Here is a 16,978-nt window from a genome sequence, read left to right as displayed (position 1 = left end):
ATGCGCAGTGTCCTGATTTTTTGTGTTGCGGTGAGCCTCGCAGCTTGTGTTGCGGTCGGCGGCGCCGCCGCGCAGGACGGCGATGGACCCGGTCTTGAGACCAACACGTCCGTCGACGTCGGCGAGCCCGAGACGTACGCGCAGCAGATCGACGCCGACACTCGTCTCGTCGAGTGGGAGTACGACCGCGACCGTGGCGGGTTCCGGCTCCTATTCGAGACCGACGAGTCGACGAGTATCACACTCACCGAGGCGGTTCAGTTCGGCGAGGGCGCCGGCTCCGGTCGGATATACCAGCATCGGCTCCCGGAGGGACAGACCGAGGTGTTTGTCTCGGTCCGGCTCCGCGCCGGGCAGGCGGCTCTCACCATGACCACGCCCGGCAGTATCGCGAACAACCGGTTCGCCTACGTTTCGACCGGGCAGACGACGCCGAACCGGCCGCCGATTAGCTTCGAGCGCGCGCAGCTGTTGGTGCTCCTATCGGGGATCGGCGGCGGCGGTCTGACGTATCGGGTCGTCAAGCAGCGCCGCGAGGATGAAGAGAAATCCGTCGAGAGGGTGCTATGAATCCGGTCGCCGCAGCCCGCGAGCGCCCGATTCTCGCCGGCGGGCTTGTGTTGCTGTTTATCGCCGGCGCCGAGAGCGGCCGGTATCCCTACCCGTGGGACGTCGACGGCGCCGGCGTCGTCGCGACCGCGGCCGTCGCGATCGCGATCGGCGGGTACGTCGCCGGCGGGTACGTCGCGGACCTACTCCCCGAGGAAGAGGGGATCTATCTCGTCGGGTTCGACGCCAGCGACGACACCGGCGGGTCGATTTGGGAGCTCTCCGAGGACCAATTCGAGGACATGGACGTCCACGCCGGGAGCCTCTTCGAGTGGCCCGTCGCGAAGCGCGTGTACGAGGTCCGCGAGTACCGTCCCGAGGACAACGTCGCGGTCGCCAATTGGCGCGAGTCGGTCGCCGGTTCCGAGCTCGCCGGCGACGTCCAGGTCGTCGACGCGATGGAAGCGATCGCCGAGCTCCGCGAGGAGTTCGAGCCGGACGCCCGCGAGGCGCGGCGCCTCAAGCGTCGGCTCCGGTCGATCGCCCGGACGCTCGACAAGCGCCGGCTCAAGGACCAGGAGGCGATCCTCGACCCGACGCTTACGCCGTCGTTCGACGACGACAGCGCGACCGTCTCGGCGGTCCTCGACGAGGAACTACCGGACGATCTGAAACCACAGAGCATGAAGGGAGACGACATCGACACCGAGCGGAACGGGCACGGAGACACGATCGGCTTCGAGCTGCTCGACGAGACCGAGGCGCTGGAGGTGGACGATGAGCGATAAGACCGGTGCGTACGCGGCCGCCGAGCTCGCCAGCGCGCTCCGGGGCGAGGATCCCGGCGAACACGTCCGCGGGTACGCCGGGCTCGTCGACGACCGCCGGACCCTCGCGGTCCTCAACTACTACGACGGTCTGCTCGACGAGCCGATCGAAGAGACGCGGATCGGCCGGCTGATTATCTCCAACTCGGCGACAGAGACGATCGACGAGGCGGTGCGACACGGATCGGTCTCGCAGATGAAGAGCGCGACCGGGCTCACCGGACAGGAACGCGAGGGCGGCGACCTGTACCGCGACGCCGCCGGCGAGCTCGCGCACGAGGGCGCGATCGGGCTCGTGTTCGGGGCGCCCGGCTCGGGGAAGACTGCGACGACGCTCGACGTGGCGATGTCGTGGAAGATCCGGACCGGCGGCGCGCTCGTCGGAAACACGTCATGGGACGGGTTCGACCGCGTGGTGCGCTCCGACCGAGAGATGCTCGAAGCGATGGCGGAGATAGAGGGACCGGTGCTGGCGGTCCTCGACGAGATCGCCCAGGAACTCTCGGGATTCGGCTCGGGCAACAAGGCGGCCGAGCAGTTCTCGGACTCGCTGCTCTTCATCCGCAAGAAGGAGTCCAAACACGGGCCGCACCCGAAGCGCGGGAGCGTGCTGCTCGTCGGGCACACGCGCACGAAAACCGCGAAATCGATTCGCCGGGTCGCGTCGCTCGCGATCGAGAAGCCCTCGCGGTCGGACCCCGGTCGCGCTCGCCTCTTGGAGAGCGAGGGCGGCAAGGACGACTGGGAGGAGGGGAGCGACTACAAGGGGCTAACCGACACGGCCGCGGACTACCCGGAACACGAGCCGAGCGAGTTCGCGATCGAGCTCGTCGACGAGGACGACGAGAGCGAGGGCGTCGACGCCGACTCGGTCCGGCGTGAGGAAGCGGTGAGCAAGGCGATCCGCGCGGTCGAGAATCACGGCATGACGTACGCCGAAGCGGGCGACCTCGTCGGGTACTCGGCGGCGTGGGTCTCCGACCGGATGGCTGAATACAGGGACGGCGACCACAGCGAGTTACTGAACGATGCCGCCGCGTGAATCGATAGACTCGGCGGCGGTCCGCCCGTTCATTCACCCGCCCGCCCCGGCGCATACCTCTGTTTATACGCGTGCGATCGCGGCGGGGGGTCCGAATCCGCGGGGGGCCGCGCGGCCGGGATTCGATCGAAATTCGTTCGTCGACGGCGATCGGCGCGGCGACCAACCGCAACCCAAACGAGGATCGCCGTGAGCTACGACCCGGCGATCGTCGGTCGGTACGGGAAGCTCGTCGAGCTGTGGGCGACGGACCGCTACCCGCTCACACTCGACTATCCGGTCGTGGACGGGCTCAAGTTCGACGCGAGCGACGGGGACGGCCGCCCGTGGGACGTGAAGGGCTCGATGGTGAACGGCGTCCGACCGACGTTCAAGTTCTGGGAGGACCAGCATGAGACGCTCGCGAACGCTGACGGCGGGTATGCGCTCGTCTGGTACCGAGCGGAAGGGAGAGAGATAACCGTCGTGTCGTCGCGGACGGTCCGAGCACGGGATTTAGAGATCACGAACTGGACGAATCCCGGCGAGACGCATTATCGGAGTCATGCTCGTGAAGCACAGATACCATCCATCCAATTTTACTAGATGTGTGTGGGTAGAATTCAAATCACGAATCTCGGCTGTCAATCCCCTCCTTCTTATTTTCCGGTAAGTGGCTGTACATATCATCAATCATCTTTTCACGAGCAATCGTCTCTTCCACGATAATATTAATCAACTTGAATAGTACAGTTACTGTCTCTCGATCGTCTTCCATATCCATGACTCCGGGATGAACGGACTCATTCCCGATTACACGTACTGAATCTAGAGCTTTTTGAACATTCGAACTAATCTCTCCTCTCTCTACTAGGTCCCCTATCTGTTGATGGAGAGAACCACCCTCCGCTCCTAAATGAGCCACCAACTTTTCAATAGCCAGCCTCAGCAGAGCGGCAGCAGCGCGTGGGGACTCATCAACGACTGCTGCTGCCTCGTTATAATCTCGATGAATATTTGTTGGAAGATCATCATGTGGATCTGGTGCGGTAGTGTCCTTAGGATGTAATTGTTCGCCCAGCTTCCAAATTGAGTATTTTCCACAAGATTCACACCGATATATACTATAATTATTTAAGTGATTCATGTCCTTTGTATTTGCCAAACGATTTACATTGTCCTCAGTAAACTGGTCCGTGATCTCTTTTTCTTTTTTCAGCCAGTATGTTTCTCCCTTGTACTGACGAGCGTACGCACCGCAGTGTGGGCATTCAAACGAACGGGGCTTAGTTTCGATATTGGGCGTGGTGATATCGGGCATAAAGGACACTAACTATATCTCTGGTTATTAATCCAATGCGAATGTTCTAAGATGCGTGAAGGGGATCCGCGGAAGCGGTGGGGTACCTTAGAATCTGTGGCCTTAGCCACACCCCTAACCGCCAACCGACCCCCGGGTGTCGGTTCAGCGTCGACGAGCAGTTCGTCGAGTCTGGATCCGCGCTTGTGTTGCGGTCGAGATCGTCGCGAACCTCCCGGTCGAGAGGGTCGATCGACGCGAAATCGGCCGCAAAAAGAGGATCTGGGTAGTGTTGCCACTCACGAAGGGCCACGCTACCGGAGCGTCTGGCCCTTCCCCCACGCACTCCGAACCGGCCGAATCTTCGGTCCCGACGCGTCGCGGTAGTGTGAGATCGCTTCTTTCAGTCGCTCCGGATCGCGACCCGCGCCGACCCAGTACCGCTTGAGCCGCGTCACCAGCTCCGACCAGGACTCGTCCGCGAGGTTCCCCATCCGCACCCGAAGGTGCGCCTCCCGCTCGTCGATGTGGATCCCGTTCGCTTGGCAGAACGCGATCAGTTCGTCTGTCCGCTCGTCGAGCGACTCGCGCTCCGCGTTTTGGACCGCGTTCGCCGCGGTACTCATCGCGTTCCGCACGCCCTCACGCGCCGCGTCGAGCGCCTCGACGACCTGCTCCGCGACGTGGTGCGACCGCAACGCCACCGAGCCCTGCTCGCGAACAACCATGTCCTCGATCCGACGGAGTCCCCGGCGGACGCTGTCAGGATGCCAGTCGTGGTCCTCCGCGATCTCCGCCGGCGAGACGTCGCCGCCGTCCGCGACGAGCGTCTTCAGCGAGTCCCACTCGACCGGTGAGAGTCCGTCGGCGAGCTGGCGGACGACCACGTTCCGCTGGTCGCTCTCGACGCGTTCGAGGTTCAGCGGGAGCACGCGCGACCGGTCGACCGTCTCCGCTTCAAAGTACGCGTCCTCGACGAACGTGCGGCCGCTGCCGGGCCCGTCGTCGAGCGGCTGCGTGGGGAGTCCCGCCTCGTTCAGCGTCGCGAGGATCGCCTCTTCGAGCTCGTCGGAGATCTCGTCGTGGTCGACCGGTCGAAGAGTTTCATCCCACCGGCTCGACTGATAGGACGCTTCGACCTTCGGGTGCGCGAGCGGGTGATCGTCGGGGAGCGACTCGGCGTTTCGCGCGTAGTAGTGCTTGAACTCTTTCGGGATCCGGTGGTCCGGAAACGCCTCGCGTATCCGCTTCGGCCCAAGCGTCACCGTGTGGTAGTATCCCGCCCGCTCGGTGTCGTCCTGAACGACCTTCCGATACCCCGAGCGGTCACTTTCGAGCAGGTGGCCCATCCGCGCGAGCGGTCCCTCCCGGGAGTGGATCGCGCCGGACACGTCCCGGTCGAGCCGGACGTACCGCGCCGCGTCGATCACGACACTGTACTCGTCGTTGCGGCTCTCGAAGTACATCGGGTCGAGCGTCACCGCGCCCGCGGCGCGCTTGATAACCGATTCGACCGCGTCGAATTCGACGTTCGACGCGTTTACCCGGACGTTCACCGCGTCGCCGAGATCCCACATCGGCCGCGCGACCGACTGCCCCTCTTCGGATTCGAGCCCGCGCCACCGCGGCTGTATCAAGGCCTTCACCTTCCGCTCGCCGACCTCGTTGTCGGCGACTGCGTTCAGCCGGAACTCCCGGAGCGTGTCGAAGTCGACGCGCGTCCCGTCCGGCGTCTCGCCGCCGTCCGGCGGCGCGAGCCCGGACTCTTGGTAGGAGAGGGTCACCCGCCACTTCTCGCCGTCGAGCGTGAAGCTCCCGCGCCGGCTCCCGGTCGCGTCGACGAGCCGCGCGGCGCCGAACCACGCCCCAAGCCCGGAGTACACGTAGTTCGCCATGTACTCGTGCGGGGCCGTCTCGACAGCTTTCATCGCGAGCTCACCTCGCGACGCGGAACCACGATCGGACGCTTCGAGCCGTCGACGAACACCGCACCGAGCCGGATCCACGGCGCCCGGTCGGACTCGTCGGCCGGGTCGTCGACGTCGACGATCGCGGCCTCGGGCGCGATCGCGAGGACGTACCGGCACGCCTCGCAGGTGTACCCGCGTGCGTTGATCGCGTCGCCGTCGACGCGCGTCGGGTTCTGGTTCGCGAGCCGGAGCGTCGCGATCGCCGGCGCTCCGAGCGTCTCGGTCACCTCCTCCTGACACCGCGGACACGCCGCGTACTTCTCGTTCCCTTCCCAGCGGGCGGCAGGGCGCCGGAGCCCGTAGGCGGCGGTACTCACGGCTCCACCTCACTCGGGTGGAAGATTCGCGACCACGCGACCTGCGAACACTCGGGCCGATCGTCTCCGCCGGAGCGCCACGCGGTGATCGCGTCGTCGGCAACGGTCGCGGGCACGACCTTCATCGCGACCGGGTCGCGGCCGGGTCGCGGCTCACACACCGCGAAGAGGTAGCTCCCGCCGGCGTCGCGGAGCAGCTCGTGCTGCTCGCGCCGGAGGTAGAACCGACCGCGGCGGCCGCTCGCGAGCCGCGGGATCGCGCTCTTGATCTCGACGAGCGAGCCGGCTTCAAGCAGGCAGATCCCGACGAACGGGAGCGACCGAGACGGAACGACGAGCGTCTCGGCACGAGCGTCGACGTGTTCGGTCTCGGTGTCGGGGACGTACGCCAGCCCGTCGACCGCTTCGAGGACCGCAGCCTCGGCGTTCTCTCCCGCTCGCTTCGACGAGACGGGACCGCTCGCGCGGCTCACGCGAACACCACCACCAAGTTCACCGCGGCGACGGCGGCGCCGATCGTCGCGATCCCGAGCCCGACCCACTCGGGCGCCTCCAAGGCGTCGGCGGCGACCGGCCACGCACCGCAACACAAGCCGACGACGGTGAGCATCGCGACCGCTGCTGGCAGCTCGCCCATCGCGAGCAACTCGCGGACGATCGGGTTCGCCTCGGCGTCGGGACCGACGGATCGGGCTGCGAGGATCGTCGTCGCCGCGTCGAGAACGCCGTGAGACGTGAAGATCGCGGCGACCTCGCCGCTCCGGTCGCTACTCACACCGACCGCCCCCGTTCAGCGTCGCGTTCCCAGCGGAGCCGGGCAGCGTCGAGGACGTGCGACCGCGGCCCCTGTTCCGGGTCGTACAACCGGCTCGCGCGGACGAACGGACTCATCCCGACAGCCCTCCGTCCCACGGCTCGCCGGCGTTGCGGGCGGGACTCGTCTGCGGGTCCGGCGTGTCGACGTCTTTCCCGGCCGCGCTCCCCTCGCAGATCCGCACCCACGAGTCGCACTCGGGGCACCGGTGAGCGCGATCGTCGTCGTCGCCGTGAACCCGACCGAACCGCGGCGGGAGGTGCGACCCGCACTCCAGACAGACCCCGGACTCGTCCGGCTCAACCCGGAGGTCCATCATGCGGAGATCACCCCGAAGTTGGTCGGGTCGATCACCCGACGCGAAGGGGTCGCGATCGGTGCCGTATTCAACCCGATTTCAGGACCGGGTTTAGAGGGAACCGATTCGGCCAATTCCGAGGCGTAGCGAGTCGCTACGCTAGAATTAGCATTAGTCGTGAAACGGTTCGTGAGTAAGCGGGCGCGACGGGATTTGAACCCGCGGCATCTTGGTCCGGAACCAAGTGCTCTGTCCGCTGAGCTACGCGCCCTCACGACCGGGTATCCGCGGCGAGCGTTTAACGCTTCTGACTCGGATTCTCAGCAGGAGAGTGCGAGTCGGTCCGCCGCTCGAAGGCATCGTCCGGGGCCGGATCGTCGGGACGGACTAGACTCACAGCGACGGGTCTGAACGCCCCGCCGGCGGAAGCGCTCCCGACTGGCTGCGATCCCGACGTTGAACGATCGGTCGACGGAGACGGAACGGTTATCCCGCAGCTGTTAGTACGAAAGTACAGACAGATGACTGGCCACCGTGTGGCGGACGAACAGAGGTACGGATGAGGGGAGTCGACACCGTCGTCGACGCCGTGATGGACCACAGCCGCGTGGTGATCGCGGTGATGTTGGTGCTGACCGTCGCCATCGGAAGCGGGGCGGTGATGGTCGAGCAGACCTCTTCGCTCGACCAGTTCCAGACCGACTCGCCGGAGAGCGATGCGCTCGAGTACATCCAGGAGAACTTCTCGACCGGCGAGGAAAACACCACGACCGCGCAGGTGATACAGCGCGACGAGGACGTGTTCGACGAGGCGTCGCTCGTGGGGATGCTGGAGTACCAGCAGACGCTCCGGGAAAACGAGACCGTCAACGCGACGCTGTCCGGAAACGGGTCCACCACGAGCATCGCGAACGTCGTCGCGACCGCGGCGATCACAGCCGAGGAGGGCGAAGACGTCCAGCGGACCGCCGCCGAACTGCGGGCGCTCAACGAGAGCGTCAGCGAGGAGCGGGCGGCGATCCGGGAACGCAACGAGACGCTGAGCCGGACCGCGGGGCTGCTCCGTGACGCGCTGACGACGCTCCGAGGGAACCCCGACGCGAGCGTCGGGGCCGAATTCGCCGGCGTGCGTGCGAACACGAGCGTCGAACTCGACGAGGAGGACGCCGCGACGTTCGAGCGCGCCGCCGAGCGGCTCCGGAACGCGTCCACCGAGGCCGAGACGCGGGAGGCTTACCGGCTCGGCACGCGAGGCGTGCTCGAGGATCAGTACGCCGCCTTGCGGGACCGTTCGGCGGCGCTTCGAGAGGACGTGGACCGCCTCCGGGAGCTCGACGACGAACTCGCGACCGAACGCCGGCAGTACGAGAACGCCTCGAACGCGACCATCGAGGAGCAACGGGAGCAGCTCCGCTCGATGAACGAGTCGGCTATCCACGACACCGTACGAACCGTGCTGGGCGAGGACGCCGGCGGGAACGGCGGCGACGGACTCGGACCGTTCGCCCTGATGCCGACCAGCTACGACCCCGGCACGACCGAGGCCAACGCGACGATGCTGATCGTGACGATGGAGGGCGAGGGCGCCGCGGCCACCGGCGCCGCCGGCGAGGACGTGATCGACGCCCAGCTGGCGATGCAGACGCTGGGAGAACGGGCCGGCGGCGGCGAGTACCTCGTGTTCGGCGCGGGGGTCATCAGCCACGAGATCACCAGTTCGATGACGGACAGCCTGCTGATCGTCGGGCCGCTGGCGGTCCTGTTCGTGCTGATCGCGCTCGCGGTCGCCTACCGCGACGTGCTCGACATCCTGCTGGGGCTGTTCGGCATCGGTGCCGTACTCGCGTGGACGTTCGGCTTCATGGGCTGGACGGACATCGCGTTCAACCAGATCTTCATCGCCGTCCCGGTGCTGTTGATCGGGCTGAGCATCGACTACGCGATACACATCTTCATGCGCCACCGCGAGGAGCGCGCCAACGGCGGCGGGGACGGGCCGCGTGGCTCGATGCGGACCGCGCTCGTCGGCGTCGGGATCGCGCTGCTCTACGTCACGGCGACCACCGTGATCGGATTCCTCTCGAACCTCACCAGCCCCGTGCCGCCGATCAGGGAGTTCGGGATCGTCAGCTCCGCGGGGATCACCGCGGCGCTGCTGGTGTTCGGCCTGCTGATCCCGGCGATGAAGGTCGAAGTCGACGACCTGCTCGAATCCCGCGGGATCGATCGGCGAAAGCGAGCGTTCGGCACCGGCGGCGGCGCGTTCTCGTCGGTGCTCTCCGTCGGCGCGATCGCCGCACGGAAGGGTCCCTACCTCGTGATCGTGTTCGCGCTGGTGCTCAGCGTGGCCGGTGGCTACGGCGCGACGCAGGTCGACACCTCCTTCGAGCAGTCGGACTTCATCGCGGAGGACCCCGCCGACTGGATGAAGGAACTCCCCGAGCCGTTCGCGCCCGGGGACTACACCGCGAAGGCCAACCTCGAGTACGTCAACGACAACTTCCTGCGACAGGACTCGCAGGCGCAGATCCTGATACGCCCCGACGGGGGTGATCTCACCGACGACGACGTGCTCCGGCGGATCGCCGCCGCCGAGGCGACCGCCGTCGATAAGGAGAACGTGACACAGACGCTCTCGAACGGGGAACCGCGGATTCGGAGCCCGCTATCGGTGATGGAGTCGGTCGCCGAGCGGAACGACGCCTTCGCCGAGCGGTTCGCCGCCGCGGACGCGAACGACGACGGCGTCCCCGACCGTAACCTCGAGGCGCTGTACGACGAGCTGTTCGAGGTGGCGCCCGACGGCGCCTCGGAGGTCATCGACCGCGACGACGGCGAGTACACCGCGGCGCAGATCACCATCTCCGTACAGGGCGGGGCGAGCGGCGACGCGGTGACCGAGGCGATGCGCGACGTGGCCGACGAGGTCGACGGCGAAGGGCTGCGGGCCACCGCGACCGGCGGTGCGGTCCTGAACACGATCGTCCAAGACCAGCTGCTCGAGACCGTCGTCGAGAGCCTGGTCATCACGCTCGTCGCGACGTTCGTCTTCCTGATGATCGCCTACCGGATCACCGAGGGGAGCGCGAGCCTGGGTGCGGTGACGCTGCTCCCGGTCGGGTTCAGCGTGACGTGGATCCTCGGGACGATGTATCTGCTCGACATCCCGTTCAACGTGATCACGGGGATGATCACCAGCCTCACCGTCGGGCTGGGGGTGGCCTACAGCATCCACCTCTCCGAGCGGTACAACCAGGAGCTGGAGCGCACTGGCGAGATATGGACCGCGATGGAGCGAGCGGTCACCGGCACCGGCGGCGCGCTGCTGGGGTCGGCCGCCACGACGGTCGGCGGCTTCGGCGTGCTGGTGTTCGCGATCCTGCCGCCGCTCCAGCAGTTCGGCCAGATCACGGGGCTGACGATCGTCTACGCGTTCCTCGCGAGCGTGTTGGTGTTGCCGTCGCTGCTCGCGGTCTGGACGCGGTTCGTCGGTCCGGACGGCGTGTTCCCCGAGCCGACCGACGGTGAGGACGGCGGCGACGAGGGTCCGGCTGGCGCATCCGACAGCGCGCCCGGCGGTACGGTCGACGGCGCGCCACGCAGTGCGCCAGAGGGCGCGGTCGTCGGCCCCCGCGCCGAACGCCGCTTCGATCGCTCGGTCGTCGGCCCGGACGGTACGGTCACGGTGACTATCGAGACCGAGGGCGTCGACGGCCGTGCGGTCGTGTACGAGCGCGTGGACGGGACCCCCACCGTCGAGTCCGCGACCCCGGAACCGGTTCGACACGTCGAGGCCGACGGCGTGCTCTCGGTCGCGCTCGAGGGGGAGAACCCGACGCTCCGGTACACGACGACGGTGCCCGGAAACGTCGCGGACGGCGAGACGATCGCGTTCGACGGTGCGGTCTCCGTCGACGGCGAGCCCTCCAAGACCGACGGCGAGTACGAGGTGGCGGTCGTCTCCGACGTGTTCGAGCGCGTCACCGCTTCGGGCTCGGTGTCGGCGGCGGACCTCGCGGACGCCTACGACGGCTTCGAGCGCGGGGAGCTCACCGAGGCGCAACTCAGCCGGATCAACCAGGCCTGGACCCGCGGGAGAGAGTGATGAACGACGCCGACGCGGCGGACGCGTTGACGGAACTCGGGCTGTCGGCGTACGCGGCCCGGACGTTCGTCGGCCTCCAGAAGATCGGCGTCGCCAGCGCGGGCGAGGTCGCACAGGTGACGGAGGTGCCGCGATCGCAGGTGTACGGCGCGACCGACGAACTGGAGGAGCTGGGGCTGATCGACGTACAGGACGGATCGCCCACGCGCTACCGCGCGGTCCCGGTCGACGAGGCCCGCGACCTGCTGTACGACCGGCTGCGGTCGACCACCGACGAGGCCTTCGATCACCTCGAGACCGTCCGAGGACAACACGCCCCCTCCGACGACCGCGAGGCAATCTGGACCACGGAGGGCCGAGAGAACGTGGCCGCCCGGATCACCTCGCTGGTCGCGGACGCCGAGCGGCAGGTGCTGTTCGCGACCAGCGTCCCGGCGCTTTTGAACGGCGACGTGGCCGACGCGCTCGTCGGGGCCGCGAACGATGGCGTCGGCGTGACCGTCGCCAGCGCCGACGCGGCCGTGCGCGAGGCCGCCGTCGAGGCCGGGCTCTCGGCCGTCGACGTGGAGGACGCGGCGCCGGAGCTCAGCGTCGGACGCGTGCTGCTGGTCGACGGCGACACGGTGCTGTTGAGCGTACAGCCGACCGAGGAGATGCCGACCGTCGCCGACGAGTCGGCGTTCTGGAGCGAGGGGACCGGCTTCGCACGCGTGCTGGCGGCGGTGATCCGGCAGGCGTTCGTCTCGGAGTGATCTCCCGCGAGGGGAGTGTCTCACGAGGGGAGTGTCTCACGAGGGGACGGTCTCACGAAGGGACGGTCTCACGAGATGTGAGAAGCCGAGAGAACGTGACAGCCGCGCCCGACCCCGGATACGGCGATCGCTTGACCGCGAATTATCGCTGTTGATTCCGTCCGGGGACGGTTTTATCCCCTGGCGTCCGTACGGTCGACAGAGCCGACCGTGACCCTCCGTCCATCCGACACGTCGACGCCGGTCCGCGGCGCCGACGAGGGCGGCGCCGCCGATACCGGTGCCCCCGAAGCCGACGATCGAGCCGCGGTCGACGCGCCCGTCGATACCGGGGACCGATCGGTCCGTTCGGAGCATCGCGCCGACCTCGGTCGATCCCCGGGTTCCTCGGCCGAAACCGAGCCGGCGTCGGGACCCCTCGACGCGACGCCCGCGAAGGGCGAGCCGCGTCCTCCCGAGGCCGACCGCTTCCTCCTCGCCGTCGCCGTGGACGGCGAGGTGCTGTTCGCCGGGCCGTCCGCCCCGGACGTCGTCGGCGTCGAGCGCGACGCGCTCGTCGGGAGCGACCTCCTCGACCGCGTCCATCCGAGCGACCGAGAGCCGGTGGCCGACGCGCTGTCGGCGGTCGCCACGAGCCGAACGGTCACCCACCGGATCCGTCGCGCGAGCGGGGGGTACGCGTGGGTCGAGTCGGTCGTCGACGAGGAGCTCGCCCCGGAGTTCGGCGGGCGGATCGTCACGGTCCGGCGCGTCGACGTCGACCGCACCTTCCCGGAGCGCTACCGCGCCTTCCTGGAGTACGGTAGCGATCTCGTCACCGTCGTCGACGGCGACGGCGTGGTCGTCTACGAGAGCCCCTCCGTCGCGGAGGTGCTCGGCTACGAGCAGGGGTCGACGGTCGGGCGCTCACCGCTCGGCTACGTCCACCCGGACGACCGGGAGCGCGTGACCGAGCGGTTCTACCGAGCGCTCAACGAGCCCGACGCGGCGCCGACGCTGGAGTACCGCTACCGCACCGCCGACGGCGGCTGGGTCTGGCTGGAGTCGCGGACCCGCTCGCTGCCGGCCGACAGCCCCGTCGGCGAGCTGCTGGTCAACTCCCGGGACGTCAGCGCGCGGAAGGCGCGCGAGCGGCGGCTCACCGACCGCAACGAGCGGCTCGATCGCTTCGCGAGCATCGTCTCACACGACCTGCGGAACCCGCTGTCCGTGATCCGCGGCTCGATGGAGATGGCGCGGCTGCGCGGCGAGACGGGTCCCCTCGAACGCGGCGAGCGCGCCGTCGACCGGATCGACCGGCTCGTCTCGGAGCTGCTCACCCTCGCGCGACAGGGGACCGGGATGGACGAGCCCGCGGAGTTCGCGCTCGCGAGCGTCGCCCGAGACGCCTGGGAGACCGCCGCCGGGGACGACGGGGACGCGCAGTTGGTCGTGGCTCGGGACGCGCGGATGTACGGGGACCGTGGCCGAACGCGACAAGCCCTCGAGAACCTGTTCCGTAACGCGACCGAACACGCGAAGCCGGGCGCGTCGACGGACGAGGGAGTCGGCGGCGGCGAAACCCGCAACGGCGACGAGAGCGACGGGGCAGACGACGCGCTCACCGTCCTCGTGACGGCGACCGAGAGGGGGTTCCTCGTCGCCGACGACGGGATCGGGATCGACCCCGACGACCGGGAGTCGGTGTTCGACTCCGGCTTTACCACCCGAGCCGACGGGACGGGATACGGCCTCGACATCGTCCGCGAGGTCGTCGAGTCGCACGGGTGGACCGTCGAACTTCGAGCGCCCGCGGACGGCCCCGTGAATCTCCCCGACGGACGGCGGCTCCGACTCCCGGACGGCGCGTGTTTCGAGGTGTGCGCCCCCGATCCGGCGGACGCCGACCCGGAGGAGCCCTGGATCGACGCGTGAGGGGGGGGCGGCGCGTCGCCGCCGCGGCTCCCGTCGCCGCTGTCACCCCCGTCGACCCGGCGCGTTTATTCCCCGCGGGCCGCAAGCCGACCCGTGAGCGCCGCCGACGTGACGGTCCGAGGGGCCGACCCCGCCGACCTCCTCGCGGTGGTCCGGATCGAGCGGGCCTGCTTCTCGGACCCGTGGCCGCGCGACGCCTTCGAGCGGCTGCTGGACGAGCCGGCGTTCCTCGTGGCGGAGCGGGCGGGAGCAGTCGTGGGGTTCGTGATCGGCGACCGGACGCCGAACCACGGGCACGACATCGGCCATATCAAGGACCTGGCCGTCCACCCCGACGCCCGCGGCGAGGGGATCGGTCGGACCCTCCTCCGGTCGGCGCTGGTCCGGCTCCGTGCGACCGGCGTGGCGGTCGCTCGGCTGGAAGTGCGCGAGGGGAACGACCCCGCCCGGTCGCTGTACGCCGACGAGGGGTTCGAGCCGATCCGGCGGGTGGGCGGCTACTACCGCGACGGCGAGGACGCGCTCGTGCTCGTCGTCGACCTCGCGGCCTGGGCCGAGGGGGAGGACGGGGGCGGCCACGGAAGCGATGAGCCACGTTGACACGCCGCGAGTGGCGCCCGTTCTCACGCATATCGGCCCGCCGCGCGGGGTTTGCCAAGGCTTAGTGTGGGGGAGGCCGACCCGAAGGGTATGAGTTCGGTTCCCGAGCGGTCCGAGATCGACGCCGAGTACAAGTGGGACCTCGACGGCATCTACGCCGACGACGAGGCGTGGGAGTCGGCCTACGAGGAGGTATCCGACCGGATCGACGAGCTGGCCGCCTACGAGGGGCGCGCGGTCGAGGGCGCCGCCACGCTCCTCGAACTGCTCGAACTGCGCGAGGAGATCTTCCGCGAGCTCCGGCAGGTGATGACCTACGCTCGCCTGCGCAGCGCGGAGGACACGCGAAACCAGGAGTACCAGGCGATGTCCGCGAAGGCGTCGTCGCTGGGCTCCGAGGCGTCGAGCGCGATATCCTACCTCGAACCGGAGATCCAGTCGCTCACGGAGTCCGACGTCGCGGCCCTCGTCGACGACGAGCCGGCCCTCGCCGAGTACGAGCACTATCTCGACGACGTCCTCCGGAAGAAGCCGCACACGCGGTCGAGCGAGGTCGAGGAGGTGCTGGCGGACCTCTCGGAGGTCACCGACGCGCCGAGCGAGATCTACTCGATGCTGACGAACGCCGACATGACCTACGGCGTCGTCGAGGACCCCGACGGCGAGGACGTGGAGATCACGCAGGCGAACTTCACGAAGCTCCAGACGAACCCGGACCGCGAGTTCCGCGAGCGCGTCCACGAAACGTTCTACGACGAGTGGGCGGACGTGCGCAACACGGTCGGCACGTCGCTGGAGAAGGCCGTCCGCGAGCACGTCACGAGCGCCGAGATCCGCGACTACGACTCCGCGCGCGCCGCCGCCCTCGACGACTCGAACGTCCCCGTCGAGGTGTACGACACGCTCGTCGAGTCGGTCGACGACAACCTCGACGTGCTCCACCGGCACGCCGAGCTGAAGGAGGCGGCGCTCGGCGTCGACCAGCTCCGGAGTCACGACCTCTACATGTCGCTGACGGGCGACCAGGGGCCCGACGTGGAGTACGAGCAGGCCCGCGAGTGGGTGATCGAGGCGGTCGCGCCGCTGGGCGACGCCTACCAGGAGCGGCTGGCCGAGGGGCTCGACTCGCGGTGGGTCGACGTGTACGAGAACCGCGGGAAGCGCTCGGGCGCGTTCTCCTCCGGCACGTACGACACCCAGCCGTACATCATGATGAACTACCAGGACGACATCGCCTCGATGTACACGCTGGCCCACGAGCTCGGCCACTCGATGCACTCGGAGCTGGCGGGCGACGCCCAGCCGTGGCACGACGCCAGCTACGAGATCTTCGTCGCGGAGATCGCCTCCACCGTCAACGAGACGCTGCTCACCCACCACCTGCTCGACACCGTCGAGGACGACGAGCTCCGCACCCACGTGCTCGACGAGTACCTCGAACGCTTCCGCTCCACCCTCTTCCGCCAGACGATGTTCGCGACGTTCGAACAGGAGATCCACGAGCGCGTGGAGGCGGGTGACGCGCTCACCCCCGACGCGTTCGACGAGATGTACGGCGACCTGAAGGGCGACTACTACGCGCCCGTCGAGCTGACGGGCGGCATCGAGCGCGAGTGGCAGCGTATTCCTCATTTCTATTATGACTTCTACGTCTACCAGTACGCGACCGGCATCTCCGCCGCGGCCGCCATCGTCGAGCGGATCCTCGACGAGGGGGAAGACGCCGCCGCCGACTACCGCGAGATGCTGAAGGCGGGCGGCTCGGAATACCCGCTCGACGTGGTCGAACTCGCCGGCATCGACATGGCCTCGCCCGACCCGATCGAGTCCGCCGTCGGGATCTACGACGACTACCTCGACGAGATCGCGGCGCTGCTCGACCTAGAGTAACGGCGCCGCCCGGCCCACACAAAGCATATAGTTCGCTCGGGGCTATCCGCCCGGCGCGATGGACCGCAGGCTCCTCGCCGTCCCGGGCGCCCTCCTCCTGCTCGTCCTGATCGCGGACGTGAGCGTCGTCGGCTGGGAGGCGACGTTTCGGGCGGGCGCGGGGCTCGACCAGCACTCGGCCGTGAACGCCAGCGACCTCCCCGCGCGGTGCGCCGACGCCGCGGTCGCGCTCGCGGACGGCCGCACCGTCTCGATCCGCGGGTATCGGGTCGCGCCCGGATCGATCGACCTCCTGTTCGAACGCGCCTCGACCTCCGGTGAGTGGGTCCTCGGCGACGCGAACTGCGCGGACCGGCTCGCCGGCCTCGACGACCTGCGCGTCGACGGGGAGTCGTACAGGGTCCTCGGAGAGTACTCGCGAGAGCGCTTGGACCGGACCCCGGCGGCCGGGCTGGCGAGGCTCGGAAGCGGGCTCGTCGGCGTCGGACTGCTCGCGGTCGGGCTCTTCGCGGCCGTCCACCGAGACACCGGGTGACGACCGCGGCCGGAAGACGCGACCGCCCGATCGACGCCGTCGCCGTCGACGACGGCTACCTCGACGAGGTCGCGACGCTCTTCGAC

At 68.3% G+C, this 16,978-nt stretch carries 16 protein-coding genes and 1 tRNA gene; 10 read left to right on the top strand and 7 right to left on the bottom strand.

The genetic code is table 11. The annotated features are described in order from the left end of the window. The 4 genes from BM286_RS00960 (at position 1) to BM286_RS00945 (ending at position 3,003) form a co-directional block, all read left to right on the top strand. Complete coding sequence (locus BM286_RS00960; protein ID WP_245779313.1) at positions 1–570, top strand: hypothetical protein; 570 nt, start codon at positions 1–3, stop codon at positions 568–570. Continuing rightward, positions 567–1,337 (top strand): hypothetical protein, encoded by a 771-nt coding sequence (locus tag BM286_RS00955; RefSeq protein ID WP_092919548.1) that lies wholly within the window; start codon positions 567–569, stop codon positions 1,335–1,337. The genes BM286_RS00960 and BM286_RS00955 overlap by 4 nt, the downstream gene beginning before the upstream one ends. Further along, entirely contained in the window at positions 1,327–2,418 is a 1,092-nt protein-coding gene (locus tag BM286_RS00950) for a hypothetical protein (RefSeq protein WP_092919546.1), read from the top strand. The genes BM286_RS00955 and BM286_RS00950 overlap by 11 nt, the downstream gene beginning before the upstream one ends. Before the next feature lie 189 nt (positions 2,419–2,607). After that, a complete protein-coding gene (locus BM286_RS00945; RefSeq protein ID WP_092919544.1) occupies positions 2,608–3,003 on the top strand; it encodes a hypothetical protein in 396 nt (131 codons plus the stop codon). Between the two features lie 22 nt (positions 3,004–3,025). On the opposite strand, the gene BM286_RS00940 is transcribed toward BM286_RS00945, so the two are convergent. The 7 genes from BM286_RS00940 to BM286_RS00910 form a co-directional block, all read right to left on the bottom strand. Beyond that, a complete protein-coding gene (locus BM286_RS00940) occupies positions 3,026–3,718 on the bottom strand; it encodes a DUF4145 domain-containing protein (RefSeq protein ID WP_092919542.1) in 693 nt (230 codons plus the stop codon). Between the two features lie 293 nt (positions 3,719–4,011). Continuing rightward, positions 4,012–5,625 carry a DUF7845 domain-containing protein gene (locus BM286_RS00935; RefSeq protein ID WP_092919540.1) on the bottom strand — a complete coding sequence of 538 codons (1,614 nt, stop codon included), beginning with the start codon at positions 5,623–5,625 and terminating at the stop codon, positions 4,012–4,014. Further along, complete coding sequence (locus tag BM286_RS00930) at positions 5,622–5,984, bottom strand: hypothetical protein (RefSeq protein WP_092919538.1); 363 nt, start codon at positions 5,982–5,984, stop codon at positions 5,622–5,624. The genes BM286_RS00935 and BM286_RS00930 overlap by 4 nt, the downstream gene beginning before the upstream one ends. Beyond that, a complete protein-coding gene (locus tag BM286_RS00925; protein WP_092919536.1) occupies positions 5,981–6,457 on the bottom strand; it encodes a hypothetical protein in 477 nt (158 codons plus the stop codon). The genes BM286_RS00930 and BM286_RS00925 overlap by 4 nt, the downstream gene beginning before the upstream one ends. Next, positions 6,454–6,759 (bottom strand): hypothetical protein, encoded by a 306-nt coding sequence (locus BM286_RS00920; protein ID WP_092919534.1) that lies wholly within the window; start codon positions 6,757–6,759, stop codon positions 6,454–6,456. The genes BM286_RS00925 and BM286_RS00920 overlap by 4 nt, the downstream gene beginning before the upstream one ends. 112 nt (positions 6,760–6,871) lie before the next feature. Next, positions 6,872–7,114: a DUF7563 family protein gene (locus tag BM286_RS00915; protein WP_092920467.1), complete on the bottom strand. Its 243-nt coding sequence runs from the start codon at positions 7,112–7,114 to the stop codon at positions 6,872–6,874. A 180-nt stretch (positions 7,115–7,294) separates the two neighbouring features. Beyond that, positions 7,295–7,367: transfer RNA gene (locus BM286_RS00910), tRNA-Arg, on the bottom strand. A 288-nt stretch (positions 7,368–7,655) separates the two neighbouring features. Here BM286_RS00910 and BM286_RS00905 point away from each other — a divergent pair. The 6 genes from BM286_RS00905 to BM286_RS00880 all read left to right on the top strand — a co-directional run bounded on the left by BM286_RS00905 (position 7,656) and on the right by BM286_RS00880 (position 16,892). Then, positions 7,656–11,201 (top strand): MMPL family transporter, encoded by a 3,546-nt coding sequence (locus BM286_RS00905; protein ID WP_092919532.1) that lies wholly within the window; start codon positions 7,656–7,658, stop codon positions 11,199–11,201. Further along, positions 11,201–11,953, top strand: a complete 753-nt coding sequence (locus BM286_RS00900) for a TrmB family transcriptional regulator (protein ID WP_092919530.1) — start codon at positions 11,201–11,203, stop codon at positions 11,951–11,953. Before BM286_RS00905 ends, BM286_RS00900 begins: the two co-directional genes overlap by 1 nt. A gap of 210 nt (positions 11,954–12,163) precedes the next feature. Continuing rightward, positions 12,164–13,867: a PAS domain-containing sensor histidine kinase gene (locus BM286_RS00895; protein WP_092919528.1), complete on the top strand. Its 1,704-nt coding sequence runs from the start codon at positions 12,164–12,166 to the stop codon at positions 13,865–13,867. Positions 13,868–13,960: 93 nt separating this feature from the next. Continuing rightward, the gene (rimI, locus tag BM286_RS00890) at positions 13,961–14,467 is read left to right on the top strand and encodes a ribosomal protein S18-alanine N-acetyltransferase (RefSeq protein WP_092919526.1); all 507 of its coding nucleotides are present in this window, start codon (positions 13,961–13,963) and stop codon (positions 14,465–14,467) included. 90 nt (positions 14,468–14,557) lie between these two features. Beyond that, on the top strand, positions 14,558–16,357 hold the full coding sequence (pepF, locus tag BM286_RS00885; protein ID WP_092919524.1) for an oligoendopeptidase F: 1,800 nt from the start codon (positions 14,558–14,560) through the stop codon (positions 16,355–16,357). Positions 16,358–16,415: 58 nt separating this feature from the next. Further along, complete coding sequence (locus tag BM286_RS00880; protein WP_092919522.1) at positions 16,416–16,892, top strand: hypothetical protein; 477 nt, start codon at positions 16,416–16,418, stop codon at positions 16,890–16,892. The last annotated feature ends 86 nt before the right edge of the window (positions 16,893–16,978 follow it).

This window comes from Halorubrum sodomense, from assembly GCF_900111935.1.
In the GTDB taxonomy this organism is placed as follows: Archaea; Halobacteriota; Halobacteria; order Halobacteriales; family Haloferacaceae; genus Halorubrum; species Halorubrum sodomense.
Note: the sequence above shows the minus strand (reverse complement) of the source record. Positions and strands in the feature narration are given on the sequence as shown.